The 16,169-nt window shown below is 74.6% G+C and carries 11 protein-coding genes; 6 read left to right on the top strand and 5 right to left on the bottom strand.

The window, feature by feature from the left end:
- Positions 1-57 precede the first annotated feature (57 nt).
- Positions 58-1,581, bottom strand: coding sequence for an MFS transporter (locus GKE82_RS13420; RefSeq protein WP_154733644.1), 1,524 nt, complete (start codon positions 1,579-1,581; stop codon positions 58-60).
- A 120-nt stretch (positions 1,582-1,701) separates the two neighbouring features.
- Between GKE82_RS13420 and GKE82_RS13415 the strand changes: the two genes are divergently transcribed.
- On the top strand, positions 1,702-2,301 hold the full coding sequence (locus tag GKE82_RS13415) for a TetR/AcrR family transcriptional regulator (RefSeq protein WP_196189222.1): 600 nt from the start codon (positions 1,702-1,704) through the stop codon (positions 2,299-2,301).
- A gap of 15 nt (positions 2,302-2,316) precedes the next feature.
- On the opposite strand, the gene GKE82_RS13410 is transcribed toward GKE82_RS13415, so the two are convergent.
- The gene (locus GKE82_RS13410; RefSeq protein WP_154733642.1) at positions 2,317-4,191 is read right to left on the bottom strand and encodes a helix-turn-helix transcriptional regulator; all 1,875 of its coding nucleotides are present in this window, start codon (positions 4,189-4,191) and stop codon (positions 2,317-2,319) included.
- A 287-nt stretch (positions 4,192-4,478) separates the two neighbouring features.
- A complete protein-coding gene (locus tag GKE82_RS13405; RefSeq protein WP_309233589.1) occupies positions 4,479-5,429 on the bottom strand; it encodes a sensor domain-containing diguanylate cyclase in 951 nt (316 codons plus the stop codon).
- Positions 5,430-5,513: 84 nt separating this feature from the next.
- Between GKE82_RS13405 and GKE82_RS13400 the strand changes: the two genes are divergently transcribed.
- The 5 genes from GKE82_RS13400 to GKE82_RS13380 all read left to right on the top strand — a co-directional run bounded on the left by GKE82_RS13400 (position 5,514) and on the right by GKE82_RS13380 (position 13,641).
- Complete coding sequence (locus GKE82_RS13400) at positions 5,514-9,341, top strand: VWD domain-containing protein (protein ID WP_154733641.1); 3,828 nt, start codon at positions 5,514-5,516, stop codon at positions 9,339-9,341.
- Positions 9,342-9,434: 93 nt separating this feature from the next.
- A complete protein-coding gene (gene dnaK / locus GKE82_RS13395) occupies positions 9,435-11,348 on the top strand; it encodes a molecular chaperone DnaK (protein ID WP_154733640.1) in 1,914 nt (637 codons plus the stop codon).
- 6 nt (positions 11,349-11,354) lie between these two features.
- A complete protein-coding gene (locus GKE82_RS13390; RefSeq protein WP_154733639.1) occupies positions 11,355-11,990 on the top strand; it encodes a nucleotide exchange factor GrpE in 636 nt (211 codons plus the stop codon).
- Positions 11,991-12,004: 14 nt separating this feature from the next.
- The gene (dnaJ, locus tag GKE82_RS13385) at positions 12,005-13,135 is read left to right on the top strand and encodes a molecular chaperone DnaJ (RefSeq protein ID WP_154733638.1); all 1,131 of its coding nucleotides are present in this window, start codon (positions 12,005-12,007) and stop codon (positions 13,133-13,135) included.
- On the top strand, positions 13,135-13,641 hold the full coding sequence (locus GKE82_RS13380) for a heat shock protein transcriptional repressor HspR (protein ID WP_107567387.1): 507 nt from the start codon (positions 13,135-13,137) through the stop codon (positions 13,639-13,641). Before dnaJ ends, GKE82_RS13380 begins: the two co-directional genes overlap by 1 nt.
- A gap of 46 nt (positions 13,642-13,687) precedes the next feature.
- On the opposite strand, the gene GKE82_RS13375 is transcribed toward GKE82_RS13380, so the two are convergent.
- Together GKE82_RS13375 and GKE82_RS13370 are read right to left on the bottom strand one after the other, a co-directional pair.
- The gene (locus GKE82_RS13375; RefSeq protein ID WP_154733637.1) at positions 13,688-14,731 is read right to left on the bottom strand and encodes a hemolysin family protein; all 1,044 of its coding nucleotides are present in this window, start codon (positions 14,729-14,731) and stop codon (positions 13,688-13,690) included.
- Positions 14,728-16,095 (bottom strand): hemolysin family protein, encoded by a 1,368-nt coding sequence (locus GKE82_RS13370; protein WP_309233588.1) that lies wholly within the window; start codon positions 16,093-16,095, stop codon positions 14,728-14,730. The genes GKE82_RS13375 and GKE82_RS13370 overlap by 4 nt, the downstream gene beginning before the upstream one ends.
- Between the last annotated feature and the right edge of the window lie 74 nt (positions 16,096-16,169).

Below are 16,169 nucleotides of genomic sequence, written 5' to 3'. Positions count from 1 at the left end.
TCACACCGCCCGGTCCAATCCGAACCGGGCGGTCAGGAAACGGTGGAGGCGGGGCGCCTACACCCCGGCGGAGGCGAAGCTCGGCACGCGGCTGGTGTCCGAGGTCCGCCGCAGGTACACGGCCCAGGTGAGGGCGGCGAGGACGACGTAGGCGCCGAGGAACACCCACAGGGCGGGGATCGACCAGTCGGCGTTGGCGGCGGCGACCGCGACCTTCTCGGCGGGGTCCTTCGCCGCCTTGACCGCTGCGGCGACGTCGAGCGATGCCTGCCGGAACGCGACCTGGATGAGGAAGCCGCCGAAGGCGCCGATCGCCCCGGCGATGCCGATCACCGCGGCGGCGCGGCGCTTGTAGTCGACCGCGTCGCCGCCGTTGCGCCGCCCGAGCTCCGCGAAGATCGACGGGATCATGCGGTAGGTCGAGCCGTTGCCCATGCCGGCGAGGACGAAGATCGCCATGTACGCGGCGAAGAACACGCCGAAGCTGCGCTCCTGCACGCCAACCATGGCGAGCCCGGTGAAGACGCCCATCCCGAGGAAGCAGGCGAGCGTCACGCGCGCCCCGCCCATGCGGTCGCTGAGCCAGCCGCCGAACGGCCGCGAGACCGAGCCGAGCAGCGCGCCGACGAAGCCGAGCCCGGCGAGGTACGTGGCGATGAACTGGTGCTGGGCGAGGAACTCCGGGAACGTGTTCTTGATCACCAGCGGCAGCGCGAACGAGTAGCCGATGAACGAGCCGAAGGTGCCGATGTAGAGGACCGACATGATCCAGGTCTGGCCGTGGCCGAGGGCCTTCACGTAGGAGGACGTGTCCGCCTTGGCCTGCGTGAGCGAGTCCATGGCGAGCCAGGCGCCGATCGCCGCGAGGACGATGAACGGCATCCACATGAAGCCCGCGTAGGCGAGGTGCACCTCGTGCTGCGGGAGCTTCACGGCGGCGGCGGGGACGCCGATGATGAGGACCAGCGGGACGAGGAGCTGGGCGATCGCGACGCCGAGGTTGCCGCCGGCCGCGTTGAGGCCGAGCGCCAGGCCCTTCTTGCCCTCGGGGTAGAAGAACGAGATGTTCGCCATCGAGGAGGAGAAGTTGCCGCCACCGAAGCCGGCGGTCGCGGCGCAGGCGAGCAGCACCCAGAACTGGGTGTCGTGGGACTGCTCGAGCAGCCAGCCGCTGGGGACGAGGAACGCGAGCAGCAGCGTCGGGATCAGCAGCAGCGAGGCGCTGATCCCGGTCCACAGGCGGCCGCCGAAGCGGGGGACGGCGAAGGTGTAGGGGATCCGCAGGAACGAGCCGACGAGGTTCGGGACGGCGGTGAGCCAGAACAGCTCCGAGATCGACATCGTGATCCCGGCGTTGCCGAGGTTCAGGACGATGATGGTCCAGAGGACCCAGACGCTGAACCCGATGTTCTCGGCGAAGATCGAGAGGATCAGGTTCTTCCGGGCGATCCGCTTGCCGGTGGTCTCCCAGAAGTGCTCGTCCTCGGGCTCCCAGTGGTCGATCCAGCGGCCGCGCACGCCGCTCGGAGCGAAGGTTCTCGGGGCCCGTGGTGCGCCGGCCCGATCGATGGTGGTGCTCATGGGAGACCACGTTGGAGCGCCGCCGGTCGACCCTCCATCGACCGTCGGTCGAAGGATGCCCGGGCAGCTCGCACCGCGCGGTCGAAGATGAACCGGGTGGTTCGGGAACACCATGTGCGCATGGCCCGTCCCCGTGCCCGTCTCGACCTCGCCGTCCTCGCCGACGCGTTCGCGGCCGACGGGCTGCACGGGATCTCCGCGGCGGAGCTCGCGCAGCGTCTCGGGGTCGCGAAGCCCACGCTGTACGTGCACGGGACCTCGAAGGAGTCGCTGTTCCTGCTGGCGGTCGAGGCGGAGGTCGAGCGGGTGGTCGACCGCCTGCACGGGGCCGAGCGGGCCGCCGCGGGACGGACCGCGCGCGACCGCGCGACCGCCGCGGTCCGCGCGCTGCTGGACCACGCGGCCGCCCGTCCGGCGGGCGCCCGGCTGCTGCACCGCACCGCGCACCACGAGTCGTCGGCGGTCGCCGATGACGTGCGCGCCGCCGTCCGCCGGGTGCCGGACCGGATGGCCGAGACGCTGCGCCGGGACCTCTCGGCGGACGGCCTGGACCCGGCGCTCGCGCCGTTCCTCGCCCGCGCGCTGCACGCGGGCGCCCACGCGCTCGCCGAGGTGCGGCCGGGGGAGCGGCGGCCGGCGCGCGCGGTGCTCGCCGCGACGCTCGCGGAGATCGTGCCGCTGCCGCAGGCGCCCGGACCGGAGGACTGGCCGACCGCGTGAGCCGCGGCCGTTCCGTCAGTCCTGGCCGAGCACGAGCCGGGTGAGCGCGACGCGGTTGCGGGCCCCGGTCGTCTTCAGCGCGGTGGCGACGTGCCGGTTGACCGTGCGCACGGCGATCCCGAGCGCGTCGGCGATCTCGGCGTCGCGCATGCCCTTGGCCACGAGCGCCACGACCTCCGCGACGCGCGGCGAGAGGCCGAGCGCGGCGAGGTCGACCACGGTCGGGGCGGCGGTCGTGGGCGCGGTCGCGGGTGCGGTGGCGGGCGCCGGGGCGGGGGCGCCGGTCCAGTCGTCGGCGCGCGCGATCCGGGCCAGGCGGGCGAGGCCGTGCCGGTCGGCGATCGCGGCGGCCTCCTCGCGCGTCGCGGTGGCCGCGGCGCCCTGCTCGGTGCGGGCGTGCACGAGCAGCGCGAGCGTGCGCACGGTCGGCGACTCGGCGCCACCGAGGGCGAGCAGCGTGTCGCTGACGAGCCGGCGGGCCTGCGGGGCGTCGCCCTCGGCGACGCGGGCGCGCGCGACGAGCAGGCGCCACGGCCCGCCGGCCGGGTGGGTGTCGAGCACGCGGGCCAGACGGTCGCCGGCGGTGCGGCCGAGGTCGGCGGCGGCGGTGGCCTGGCCGGTCGCCAGCGCGATCGTCCCGGCGGCCAGGTCCAGGGCGACGTGCGGGCGGTGGTCGGCGCCGGCGGCGTCGGCCGCGGCGCGTCCGAGCTCGGTGGCGGCCGTGGCCGCCTCGTGCTCGCCGCGGTCGTGCAGGAGGTGGGCGCGGACGGCGTGGGCGTGCGCGGCCGCCGTGCCCCCGGCGGCGACGGCCTCGTCGGCGAGCCGCTGCGCGGCACCGGGGTCGTCGAGCTCGAGCCGGGCCTGGGCGGCGAGCGCGGTCGCCAGCGCGGCGCCGGCAGCGTCGCGCCAGCGGGCCGCCAGGCGGGTCGCGGCGTCGGCGGCCGCGGCGGGGCGTCCGAGGCGCAGCAGCGCCCGGATCCGGGCGAGCTCGTCCAGCGGCTCGCCCGCGGCGCCCGGGCTGCTGGCGACGTCGGCGACGAGTGGCTCGTGGGTGGGGTCGAGGATCCCGACGGTGAGGGCGGCGAGCCGCCAGGCGGCCAGTCCCTCGGCGGTGCCGCGCAGGTCGCGGGCGCGGAGCACCGTCGCGCAGCGCAGGCGGGCGCGGACGAGCGCGATGTCGTCGAGCTGGGCCATGCGCAGGAGCTGCAGGACCTGCGGGGCCGCGCCGGCCACGGTCACGCCGCGGACCGCGAGCTCCCGGTCGAGCCAGGCGGCGCTGCCCTCGGCCTCGTCGTCGACGAGGCCGTCGGGGTCGTCCTCGGTGAGCAGGTCGAAGAGGCGGCCGGTCACGAGCGCCTGCTGCTCGGGCCCGAACAGCGGGTCGATGCGGCCGCGCAGCGTCATCCCGTCGGTGAGGTAGCCCATCAGCACGTTGAGCTCGTCGCTCGTCATGCCGCCCCGCGGCCGCCGCCGGCCGGCGAGGAGCATCGCGGTGGTCGCGGGCGCGTAGGCGTTGAGGATGCCGTCGTAGGTCTCGCGCAGGGCGCGGGCGATCGACCCGTCGGCGTCCGCGACCGACATCGCCGCCCACCAGACGCGCTCGCGCGCGATGAGGACGGCGTGGCCGTCCGCGCCGGGGTTGAACGAGTTGGCCTGCTCGACGGTCTGCTCGTCGAAGGAGGCGTGGCCCAGGACGGCGGAGGCGAGCTCGATGTAGCCGCGGGCGACCTCGTCCGCGCGCTGGGCGGCGTCCTCGCGCACCGATTCGAGGATCGCGATGCAGCGGGCGCGATCGGACGGGGTGCCGTCCTCGTCGGCCAGCAGGAGCGAGAGCGGGTCCCGCTCGGTGATCGCGTCCATCCAGTCCGTCAGGTCCACGGTGATCCCCATGCGCCCACTCTAGGGCGCGTGGTGGGTGGAACTACCCACCACGACTGGAGTCGGCGCGCCCGCCGCTCTACCGTCCCGGCCGTCAGGTGGGCGGAGCCGCTGCTCCGCGGGGGCCCGACGACAGGACGGTCGCACGTGTCCGGCGCCACACGGTGGGGCGCCGGCGTGCCCGTCCCCTCCAGGGACGGACCAGCCGCCTGGCGCATCCCTGCGCGCCCGCGGGCCGGGAGCGTTCCCCCACGCCCCGGCGGCGAGCGCCGGGGCTGGGGGCGGGGCCGTCCCGCGCCTCAGCCCCGGCCGCGCTTGGCGCGGTACATGCGCTCGTCGGCACGGGCGAGCGCGGCGACGAGCCCGCCGTCACCGGTGGGGCGGGTGGCGCAGCCGATCGACGCGGTGACGCCGGCGATCGCGAGCCGGTCGCGCATGCGGGTCGCCAGCCGCGATGCCTCGCCGCCGGGGCACTCCGGCAGCAGGACGCCGAACTCGTCGCCGCCGAGCCGCGCGACGACGTCGTGCGCGCGGACCGCGGTGCGCATGGCGGTGGCGGCGCGCCGCAGCAGGTCGTCGCCCGCGGCGTGGCCCTCGGCGTCGTTGATCTCCTTGAGGCCGTCGACGTCGACCGAGAGCACGGCAGCGGGGTGCCCGTAGCGGACGCAGCGCGCCTCCTCCTCGCGGAGCGCGATGTCCCAGCCGCGGCGGTTGAGTAGGCCGGTGAGCGCGTCGTGGGTCGCCTCGTCCTCGGCGACCTGGGCGCGGCGCGCCTCGCGCTGGGCCTCCAGCTCGCGGGCGAGGATCGTCGAGAGCAGCCGTGCGTACATGCGCACGGCGGGCAGCTCGTGCGCGAGGTCCTGCTCGGCGGGGTCGGGGTCGATCGCGCAGAGCGTGCCGAACAGCTCGCCGTCGGGCAGCTCGATCGGGACTCCGAGGTAGGAGCCGATGCCCAGCTGCGCGGTGATCGGAGCGGTCGCGTACGCGGGGATCGCGCGGACGTCGGGCGCGGCGGGTGGCCCCTCCCCGGCCATCATCCGCGAGCAAAGGGAGTCGTCCCAGGCGTGCACCGAGCCGGCGGTCACCAGCGGGTCCTCGCCGGTGGTCGTCCGCAGCACGATCCAGTCCTCGCCGAGCGTGCGCGTGACCATCCACAGGCCGAGGCCGAAGCGGTCGCGGAGGTAGTCGAGGACCGCCGCGCAGGCGGCGTCGAAGTCCTCGAACGGCTGGGCGGCGTCCTGATCCGGCACACGCACAGTCTGGCGGGATGCGGGCTGCGTGGGTGACGCCCTTGGGATGGCCGCTGCGCAGCCCGGGCGTCGTAGGTTTGCGGCATGCCCAGCTTCCGCGTGGTGGTCCTCGCCCTGCTCCTCGTCCCCGTGGCCCTCCCGGGAGCGGCCACGGCGCAGGTGCCGGCCCTCGGCGCCGCGGACCTGGGCGGCCGGGCGGTCCCGGTGCCGCGCGCGTTCGCGATCGACGTCCTGGCTCGCCGTGTGGATGCGGCGGACCGGCGGGCGCTGCGGGCGGCGCGCGGCACGGCACGGGCGAGCGGGACCCGGCTCGCCGGCGGGCGCGTCGTCCGGACGGGGACCGTCGTGCTGTCGTCGGCGGCACGCGCCCGCACGCTGGTCCGGCGCTGGGCGCGCGGCGCGCAGCGTATCCCCGGTACGGGCGTGTTCGCCGCGCTCCGCGAGGGCCGTGGCGGCTCGCGCGCCATCCACGTGGGGCTCGTCCTGCGCGGCCGAGGCATCGCGGTCCTCCGCTGGGTCCCGTCCGCGTCGACGACGGCGGCGCGGCGGAGCGCGAGCGTCCGCGTCCTCCGCGCGCTCGAGGCGCGGCTCGACGAGCGCCTGACACCGACGCTCGACGGCTATCTCACCGCGGGCCGTCGCGCGGACGGCGCACTCACGCCGGCGGGGGCGCTGCGGCTCGTCGCGGCGACGACCGGCGCCCGCATCCCCGGCGTCCCGGCGCCGGGCGGCCTCGTGGACGCGCCGGCCTCGGCGACCGCCGCGCTGCGGCACGCGCTGCACCACGCTCGGGCCTTCACGCCCGCGCAGCGGGCCGCTGCCGGCCGCGCGCTCGGGATCGACCTGCTCACCGGTACCAGCGCGTCCCCCGCCGCCCGCCGAACCGCGTTCCGGGCGCCGGGGTCCAGCTCCGACGTCGCGGCGATCGAGGGCTTCCGCGCGCGGTACGCCGCGCTGCTGGGCCGGCCGCCGCGGTTGCGTCTCCTCGTCGAGTCCGAGCCCGGCCCACCCGGCGGCAAAGCCGCCGCGGTGACGCTGGCGATCGACGACGTCGGCAAGCCGTCGCTCTCGCCGACCACCTGCCGCATCCGCACGTTCGAGAGCTGGCTCGCCACGAAGTCCGCGGCATACCGCACCTACTCGCTGGCGCACGAGGCCTTCCACTGCATGCAGTTCGAGCTCGATGGGCGGCTCATGGGCTACTCCGACTGGCTGATCGAGGGCAGCGCCAACTACGCGGCCGACCGGGTGACCGGGCTCGGCTCAGGCGGGACCCCGAGCTCGTACCTGAACTACCTGCGCCGTCCGGACTACGGACTGTTCGAGCGGACCTACACGGCGGAGGGCTTCTGGGGTCGGCTCGACGAGATCGCTCCCGACTCCTTCTTCCGCGTCATCGACGGGGCGATCCGCGCGTGGGGGACCGGCGGTGACGCCCGCGCCTACGAGGCGGCCGGCGGGACCGATCCCGCGTTCGAGGACGCCTGGGCGCCGGGGCTCGCGCGCAGCGGCGTCCTCACCCCGCTGTGGTTCCAGCGCCGGCCGTACGTCGTCGCCGACACGCAGGTCCGCACGCCCGAGCAGGTCCTTGCGGCGACCGGGGTCGTCACCGCCAAGCCGCTCGGGAACCGTCTGGCGCTGGTCCCGCGGGACCCGCGTGTCCCGCTCACCGAGGTTCGCGTGCTCCAGGGGAAGGGGCAGGTCACCAACCCGCCGGTCGACCTGACGCTCCGCGACCAGCCGGCCTACTTCTGCCAGGACGGCGACTGCGCCTGCCCGGCAGGGACCAGCGGGACCCCGCCGTCGTCGGCGAAGACCCCGGGTGACCTGCGGCTCGCGGTCGGCGGCGCGCGGACCGGGGCGACCGTCCGCGTGTCGCGCCTGACGCTCGAGCAGTTCTGCGACCCCGCGACGCGGCCAGGCGGCCCGTCGCCGGCGGGCCAGCCCGGGACCGCGGTGGTCCTCGGTGACCCGCACCTGATCACCTTCGACGGACTGCTCTACAGCTTCCAGGCGGTGGGGGAGTTCGTCCTGGCCCGGGGCGCGGGCGGCCTCGAGGTCCAGGCCCGCTTCGCCCGTGTCGGTCGCGACGCGTCGTTGATGTCGATGGTCGCGGTGCGCTCCGGCTCCGCCACGGTCGTCTTCGACGCACCGGGCGAGGCGCTCCGTGTCCGGCGCGACGGCACGGTGCTGCGGGCCCCGACGACGGTCGGCGACCTGTCGCTCACCCCGGACGAGCTCGGGGTCACCGTGCGGCTGCCGGACGGCACCCGGCTGCTCGTGACGAGCGCCCGGCCGGGACGGCTGGGGATCGGCTTCACTCCCGGCCCCGGGCGCGCAGGGAAGCTCGCCGGTCTGCTCGGGGACGCCGACGGACGTCCTGACGACGACCTGCGCACCTCGAGGGGCACCCTGCCCGAAGCGCTGCGCCAGAAGGCGCGACGGGGTGGGACGTCGCTGATGGACGGCGCGGGGCCCGCCTTCGACGACGCGCTCTACGACGTGCTCGGGCCCTCGTGGCGTGTCACGTCCGCGACGTCGATCCTCCGCTACGAGCCTGGCGAGTCCCCGGCGTCGTTCGTCGACCGCACCGTGCCCCGCCGACCGACGAGGAGGCCGTCGCCGGAGGAGGTGCGGGACGCCGCGTCGGTGTGCGCGCGGCGCGGAGTCGACTCGGTCTTCGCCAGGGCGACGTGCGCCGCCGACGTCGCGCGGACGAACGATCCTGGATGGGCGGCCGATGCGGCCGCGGCGGAGTCCGCGGCCGAGTCGAGCGCCGCCGCGGCGCCGGTGAGGTTCGCGGCGGTGCCGGGTGGTGCGGACCGCCGCGGTGCCGCGAGCGTCGTCGCGATGGCGGGGGGCGGGCTCGTCGCCGCGTGGATGCAGAAGCCGGGCGGGGGGCCGGGCGAGATCGTGGCGCAGCGTCTCGACGCGGCGGCCGGCACCGCAGGCCCGCTCGAGCCGGTCGCGGGCGCGGAGGCGGAGCCGTCGCTCGCGGTCGCCCCCGACGGCACGCCGGTCGCGACGTGGGCGACCGTCGACGTGCCGGATCGCATTCCCGGGTTCGACGCGGGCACCGCGTTGAGCCGGGCGGGCACCCCTGGGGCTCCGTGGGCGCCACCGGAGATCGTGACGACCGACAGCCTGTCGGGCGGGGAGACCCCGTCGACCGTGTTCACACGCGACGGCACGCCGCTGACGGTGCTTCCGCGGGGTGGCGCCGCGCACCTCGCCCGAGGTGTCGGACGGACGGACCCGGGGGAGCGGGTGGACCCGGAGGGCGGCAGCGACTGCTACGCATCCAGCGTCGCGGTCGCGATCGACGCGGGCGCCGAGGCGTGGACGATCGGCGGACGCTGGGACTGTCCGTCCCCGTCGCTCGTCGCGCACCGTGTGGATGCGGCCACGGGTACCCCGGTGGGCCCCGCGATCGTCCCGCCCGGTGGCGCCGACGGCTACGCGCTGGGGTACGACGACGCCGCCGGGCTACGGCGGCTCTCGCTCGTGGCGCGGTCCGGCGGCGGGGTGCTCCTCGGCTACCGGCGGTCCGTCCCGCCGACGCGGCACGAAGTGCGGGTCTGGCGGGCGGGTGCGCCGCAGGCCACGGTGGTGGCGACCGTCGACGGTGAGGCACCGATCGGCGTGCGCGTGCTGCCCGAGCCCGCCGGCGGACGTGTGTGGGTGGCGTGGGAGGACGGGACGGGCCGGCTGGTCGTCCGCCGCAGCGAGCCGGACGGCGTCACCTTCACGGTGCCGGCCCGGATCGTCGCGCCTCCGGTGGTGACGACCCGGACGGGCGTCTCGCCCTGGTCCGGGGTGGCGCGGGAGGGTGCGCTGGACCTCGTCTACGCGCCTGAAGGGCGGGACGGGGCGCCCGGTGGAACATGGATCGGGCGCCTCACCACGGACTGACGCGAGCCCGCGCGCAATATCTGCCATACTCGCACTTAGATTTGCAGCGGCGAGGAGCCGCAGCCCCCCTCACGTCACTGAAGGAGCCTGAACATGGGCAAGACCATCGGCATCGACCTCGGCACGACGAACTCGTGCATGGCCGTCCTCGAGGGCGGCGAGCCCACCGTCATCGAGAACTCCGAGGGCGGGCGCACCACCCCGTCCGTCGTCGCGTTCACCCAGGGCGGCGAGCGGCTGGTCGGCACGGTCGCCAAGCGCCAGGCGGTCACGAACCCGACGAACACGATCTTCTCCGTCAAGCGCTTCATGGGCCGCAAGGAGGCCGAGGTCAAGGAGGAGGAGTCGATCGTCCCGTACAAGGTCGTCTCCGGCACCGGTGGTGACGCGCGGATCGAGGCCGACGGCAAGCAGTACTCGCCGCCGGAGATCTCCGCGATGACGCTCGCCAAGCTCAAGGCGGACGCCGAGGCGTACCTGGGGGAGACCGTCGACTCCGCGGTCATCACCGTCCCCGCGTACTTCAACGACGACCAGCGTCAGGCGACGAAGGACGCCGGCAAGATCGCGGGCCTCGACGTGAAGCGCATCATCAACGAGCCGACCGCCGCGTCGCTCGCCTACGGCCTCGACAAGGAGGACGACCAGACGATCCTCGTCTTCGACCTCGGCGGCGGCACGTTCGACGTGTCGGTGCTGGAGATCGGCGACGGCGTCTTCGAGGTCAAGTCGACCGCGGGCGACAACCACCTCGGCGGTGACAACTGGGACAAGGCGATCGTCGACTGGCTCGCCGGCGAGTTCAAGAAGGACCAGGGCATCGACCTGAAGGCCGACCCGATGGCGCTCCAGCGCCTGTACGAGGCCGCCGAGAAGGCGAAGATCGAGCTGAGCTCCGCGCAGGAGTCGCAGATCAACCTGCCGTTCATCACCGCGGACGCGACCGGCCCGAAGCACCTCGACGTGCGCATCACCCGCGCGAAGTTCAACGAGCTGACCGCCGACCTGCTCGACCGCGTGGTCGCCCCGGTCCGGCAGGCGCTGGACGACGCCAAGGACAAGGGCGCCGCGTCGATCGACCACGTCGTCCTCGTCGGCGGCATGACCCGCATGCCCAGCGTGCAGGAGAAGGTCAAGGAGCTCACCGGCAAGGAGCCGCACCGCGGCGTCAACCCGGACGAGGTCGTGGCCGTCGGCGCCGCCATCCAGGCCGGCGTCCTCTCCGGCGACGTCAAGGACGTCCTGCTGCTCGACGTCACGCCGCTGACGCTCGGCATCGAGACCAAGGGCGGCGTCATGACGAAGCTCATCGAGCGCAACACGACGATCCCGACCCGCAAGTCGGAGGTCTTCTCCACGGCCGAGGACAACCAGCCGTCGGTGGAGATCCACGTCCTGCAGGGCGAGCGCGAGATGGCGACCTACAACAAGTCGCTCGGCAAGTTCCAGCTGACCGGCATCCCGCCGGCGCCGCGCGGCGTGCCGCAGATCGAGGTCGGCTTCGACATCGACGCCAACGGCATCCTGTCGGTGTCCGCGAAGGACCTCGGCACCGGCAAGGAGCAGAAGATCGAGATCAAGGCGGGCGGCGGCCTGTCCGACGACGAGATCAAGCGCATGGTGTCCGACGCCGAGTCCAACGCCGAGGCCGACAAGCAGGCCCGCGAGCTGGCCGAGGCGCGCAACGGCGCCGAGAACGCCGCCTACCAGGCGGAGCGCCAGCTCAAGGACCTCGGCGACCAGGTCGACGAGGCGTCCAAGACGGAGATCGAGGCGGCCATCAAGGACGTCCGCGAGGCGCTCGACGGCTCCGACGCCGCCGCGATCACGGCGAAGGCCGAGGCGCTGCAGGCCGCGTTCCACAAGGTCTCCGAGGCCCTGTACGAGAAGGCCCAGCAGCAGCAGGCGGCCGCGGCGGCCGAGGGCGCCAACGGGGCGTCGGCCGACGCCCCGGCCGACGACGTCGAGGACGTCGTCGACGCCGAGGTCGTGGACGAGGGGCGGTAGTCCCCGATGACCGCTCCCGAGGAGCCCACCACGCCGGACACCCCGACGCCCAAGGCGTCGGGGGCCGGGCCCGCGCCGGACGGCGCCGCGCAGCCCGCGGCGACCGCCGACGTGCCCGGCACCGGCTCGGCGCCCCAGCCCGAGCCGGCCGTCGACTCCGCCGCGCCCGGCGAGCCGGTCGCGGCGGAGGCCGAGGCCGCCGCGCCGGAGGCCGCGCCCGAGCCCGACTACAAGGACCAGTACCTGCGCGCGGTCGCCGAGACCGACAACGTGCGCAAGCGCGCGCGGCGCGACGTCGAGGTCGCGCACGGTCGCGGCGTCGCCAAGCTCGCGAAGGAGCTGCTCCCGGCGCTCGACAACCTCGAGCGGGCGCTCGCCGCCGCCGAGGCGCAGGAGGGCGACGAGCACCAGCTCACCAGCGGGATCCGCCTGGTCCAGCAGGAGCTGATCGCCGCGCTCGGCCGCGTCGGCATCGTCCAGGACGCCCCCAAGGGCGCCGCGTTCGACCCGCACCGCCACGAGGCCATCGCGCAGATGCCCGCGGAGGGCGTCGCGAGCGGCACGATCACCGAGGTCTACTCCGCCGGCTACCTGCTCGGGGACGACGTCCTGCGGGCCGCGAAGGTCGTCGTCGCGCAGTAGCGCAGGAGCACCACATGGCCCGTCCCGATCTCTACAAGACGCTCGGCGTCGACAAGAAGGCCTCCGCGGAGGAGATCAAGAAGGCGCACCGCAAGCTCGTGCGCCAGTACCACCCGGACCGCAACCCGGGGGACACCGCCGCGGAGGCGAAGTTCAAGGAGGTCCAGGCGGCATACGACGTCCTCGGCGACCCGGAGAAGCGCAAGCAGTACGACCGCGGCGGCCTGTTCGGCGGCGGGGCCGGAGGCTTCGGCGGCGGCACGGCGGGCGGGGGCGGTGGCTTCGACGCCGGCTCGTTCTCGGACATCTTCAGCAACATCTTCGGCGGCGGGACCGGCCCCGCCGGGGGCGGGGCCGGGACGCGTCGCGGACCGACCGGGCCGCGCCCCGAGCGCGGCGGCGATCTCGAGGCGAGCGTCTCGATCAGCTTCCAGCAGGCGATCGACGGGGCGCAGGTCCCGCTGCAGGTGCCGACCTCGCAGACCTGCGGGACCTGCCGCGGAGCGGGCGCCAAGCCCGGCACGTCGCCGACAATCTGCCCGCGCTGCTCGGGTCGCGGGATCGAGGCGCAGGGCCAGGGCCTGTTCTCGATCTCCCAGCCGTGCCGGCGCTGTGAGGGCACCGGCACGATCGTCGAGCACCCGTGCCCGACGTGCGGGGGCAGCGGCGCGACCCGGACGGTGAAGAAGTACCGGGTCAACATCCCGGCCGGCGTCCAGGACGGCTCGAAGGTCCGGCTGGCGGGCAAGGGCGAGCCCGGCCGCCACGGCGGACCGCCCGGTGACCTGTACGTCCTCACGCGCGTGGACCCGTCCCCGATCTTCCGGCGCAAGGGCGACAACCTCGAGGTCGAGGTGCCGCTGTCGATCCCGGAGGCGATGCGCGGCGCGGAGGTCGAGGTGCCGACGCTCGACGGCCGCAAGACCCTGCGCGTCCCGGCCGGCACGAAGCACGGCACGGTCCAGCGGCTCCGCGGCGCGGGGCCGCCGAAGCTCGGCGCCACCGGCACGCGGGGCGACATCCACTACCGGTTCGTCATCGACGTGCCGACCGAGCTCAGCAAGGAGCAGTCCGAGGCGGTCGAGAGACTGCAGGCCGTGCTCACCGGTGACCCGCGAGCCCAGCTGTTCGAGGCGACGACCTGATGACCGACGACGACCGCCGCCGCACCGTCAGTCGCAGCTCGGTCCGCGTCACCGTCGCGGAGGACCGCGGCGTCTTCATGATCTCGGTCGCCGCGGAGCTCGCCGAGATGCACCCGCAGACGCTGCGCATGTACGAGGCGCGCGGTCTGATCGAGCCGCAGCGCTCGCCGAAGGGCACCCGGCTGTACTCGCACGCCGACGTCGAGCGGCTCCGCAAGATCCAGCACATGACGACCGAGTTCGGTCTCAACCTGGCCGGGGTCGAGAAGGTCATGGAGCTCGAGGACACGCTCGAGCGCAAGCAGACGCAGCTCGAGCAGGCCCGCCGCAAGGTCGACGAGCTCGAGGCGCGCGCCGAGACGCTCACGAAGGAGATCGAGCGCCTCGAGGCCGTCCGCGAGCAGGTCCGTGCGGACATCGTCCGCTACGAGCAGCCGGGCACCGACGTCGTGCGCGCGAAGGACGTCGCGCCGCGCACGACCCGGATCCGCATCGACCGCGGCTGACGCGGGCGATCCGGTCCGTCCGCGATCCGCGCGGCGGGCTACGGCCTCAGGCGGCGGCGCCCGCCTCGTCGCGGATCTCCCCGACGAGCTCCTCCAGCGCGTCCTCGAGGGCGGCGACGCCGAGCACGGTGCCGTCGGCGTCGACGACGCGCGCGAGGTGCGCGGTGCCCCGGCGCATCGACTCGAGCGTCTCGCGCAGGCGGTCGTCCGCCCGGACGGTCGGCATCGACCGGATCCACGACGGCGCGATCGGCCGGTGGCGGTGGCGGTCCTCGAACTCCAGGACGTCCTTGACGTGCAGGTAGCCGGTGAGCGTGCCGTCCGGCCCGGCGACGAGCAGCCGCGAGTACCCCGAGCGGGTCGCGGCCTGCTCGAGCTCGGCGGGCGTCACGTCGGGCGGCACGGTCTCCAGCGCATCGAGCGGGATCAGGACCGAGCGCGCGCGTCGCTCCTCGAACGTCAGCGCCCCGGTCAGCAGCCGCGTCTCGTCCGCGTCGAGCAGGCCCTCCTTGCGCGACTCCTCGACGAGGCCGGCGACCTCGTCGCGCGTGAACGCGCTCGTCACCTCGTCCTTCGGCTCGACGCCGAACGCCCGCAGGATCGCGTTCGCCGTCCAGTTCATGGCGAAGATCGCGGGCTTCAGCGCGCGCACGACGAGCACGAGCGGCGGGCCGAGCGCGAGCGCGGCGCGGTCGGGGGTGGCGAGCGCGAGGTTCTTCGGGACCATCTCGCCGAGCACGACGTGCAGGTAGCTGACGAGCGTCAGCGCGATCGCGAACGACAGCGCGTACGCGGCGGAGTCGGGGATGCCGAGGTCGCCGAACGGCGCCTCGAGCGCGTAGCTGATCGCGGGCTTGGCGACGAAGCCGAGGCCCAGCGAGCAGATCGTGATGCCGAGCTGCGCGGCGGCGAGCATCATCGACACGTTCTCCATCGCGCCGAGCGTGATCCGGGCCGCGCGCGAGCCCTCCTCGGCACGCGGCTCGATCGAGGTGCGGCGGGCGCTGATGATCGCGAACTCGGCGCCGACGAAGAACGCGTTGGCGGCCAGCAGCAGGAGGGAGACGCCGAGCGCGGCGAGCGGGCTCATCGCTCCCCCTCCGCGGGCTCGGCGTCGTCGTCCGCGGCGACCGCCGGCTCGGCCTGCAGGCGGACGCGGTCGATCCGCAGACCGTCCATCGCGAGGACCGTGAGCGTCACCTGCTGCGGGGTGCCGTCGGCGTCGGAGCCCTCGAGCTCGATCGCGTCGCCGACCTGCGGCATCCGTCCGAGGTGCAGGGCGATCAGGCCGCCGACCGTCTCGACCTCGGGGTCGTCGGGGATCGCGATGCCGATCTCCTCCTGGACCTCGTCCTCGCGCAGCAGCGCGGAGATCGTCCAGCCGCCGGCCGGGTGATGGCGGACCGTCTCCTCGCGGCCGTCGTGCTCGTCGCGCACGTCGCCGACGATCTCCTCGATCAGGTCCTCGAGCGTCACGATGCCGTCGACGTTGCCCCACTCGTCGACGACGACCGCGAGCTGCAGGCCGCCCTCGCGCAGCAGCGTCAGCAGCGGGTCGAGCTCGATCGTCGAGGGGACGAGCACCGGGTCGACCATGATCGAGCGGACCGTGACGTCCTCGCGGTCCTCGTGCGGCACGGCCATGACGTGCTTGACGTGGACGATCCCGCAGACGTCGCCGCGGTCGCCCTCGACCACGGGGAAGCGCGACCGACCGGTCGCGCGCGCGAGCCGGAAGACCTCGATCGCCGGGCTGTCGGCGCCGATCACGTGGACCTTCACGCGCGGGGTCATGACGTCGATCGCGCGGTGCTCGCCGAACGCGATCGAGCGCGTCAGCAGCTCGGCCGTCGCGTCCCCGAGCGTGCCCTGCTCGGCGGACCGGCGGGCCAGCGACGCGAGCTCCTCGGGGCTGCGCGCGGACGCGAGCTCCTCCTGCGGCTCGACGCCGAGGCGGTGCAGCAGCCGGTTGGCGTTGTCGTTGCACAGCCGGATGACCGGCCCGGCTACGACCGTGAAGGTGCGCTGGAACCGCTGGACCGCGCGCGCGGTCTCCAGCGGCCGGGCGATCGCGAGGTTCTTCGGTACGAGCTCGCCGAACACCATCGTCACGCCGGTCGCGAGCACGAGCGCGATGACGAGGCTCGTGGCGTCCGCCGCGTCGCCGGTGACGCCGACGTCCTCGAGCGGCCCGTGGACGAGGTCGGCGATCGCGGGCTCCGCGAGGAAGCCGATCAGCAGGTTCGTCAGGGTGATGCCGACCTGGGCGGCGGACAGCTGCGTCGAGAGCGACCGCAGCGCGTCGAGGACGCCGTCGGCGGCCGCGTCACCCTCCTCGGCACGGCGCTCGACCGTGGGACGGTCGACGGTGACGAGCGAGAACTCCGAGGCGACGAACAGGCCGCACGCGAAGACGAGCCCCAACGAGATCAGGATGAGGAGCAGTTCGATCACCGCGCGCCCCCCTGTCTGCTCACGGGAAGGGGGCGCGGGGCGCTACAGCCTGGGTCGTCGGGCATCGGTGCCCT

Origin of the sequence: Conexibacter sp. W3-3-2 (assembly GCF_009707605.1) — a bacterium.
Lineage (GTDB): Bacteria > Actinomycetota > Thermoleophilia > Solirubrobacterales > Solirubrobacteraceae > Paraconexibacter > Paraconexibacter algicola.
This window is presented reverse-complemented; position numbering and strand designations above follow the sequence as displayed.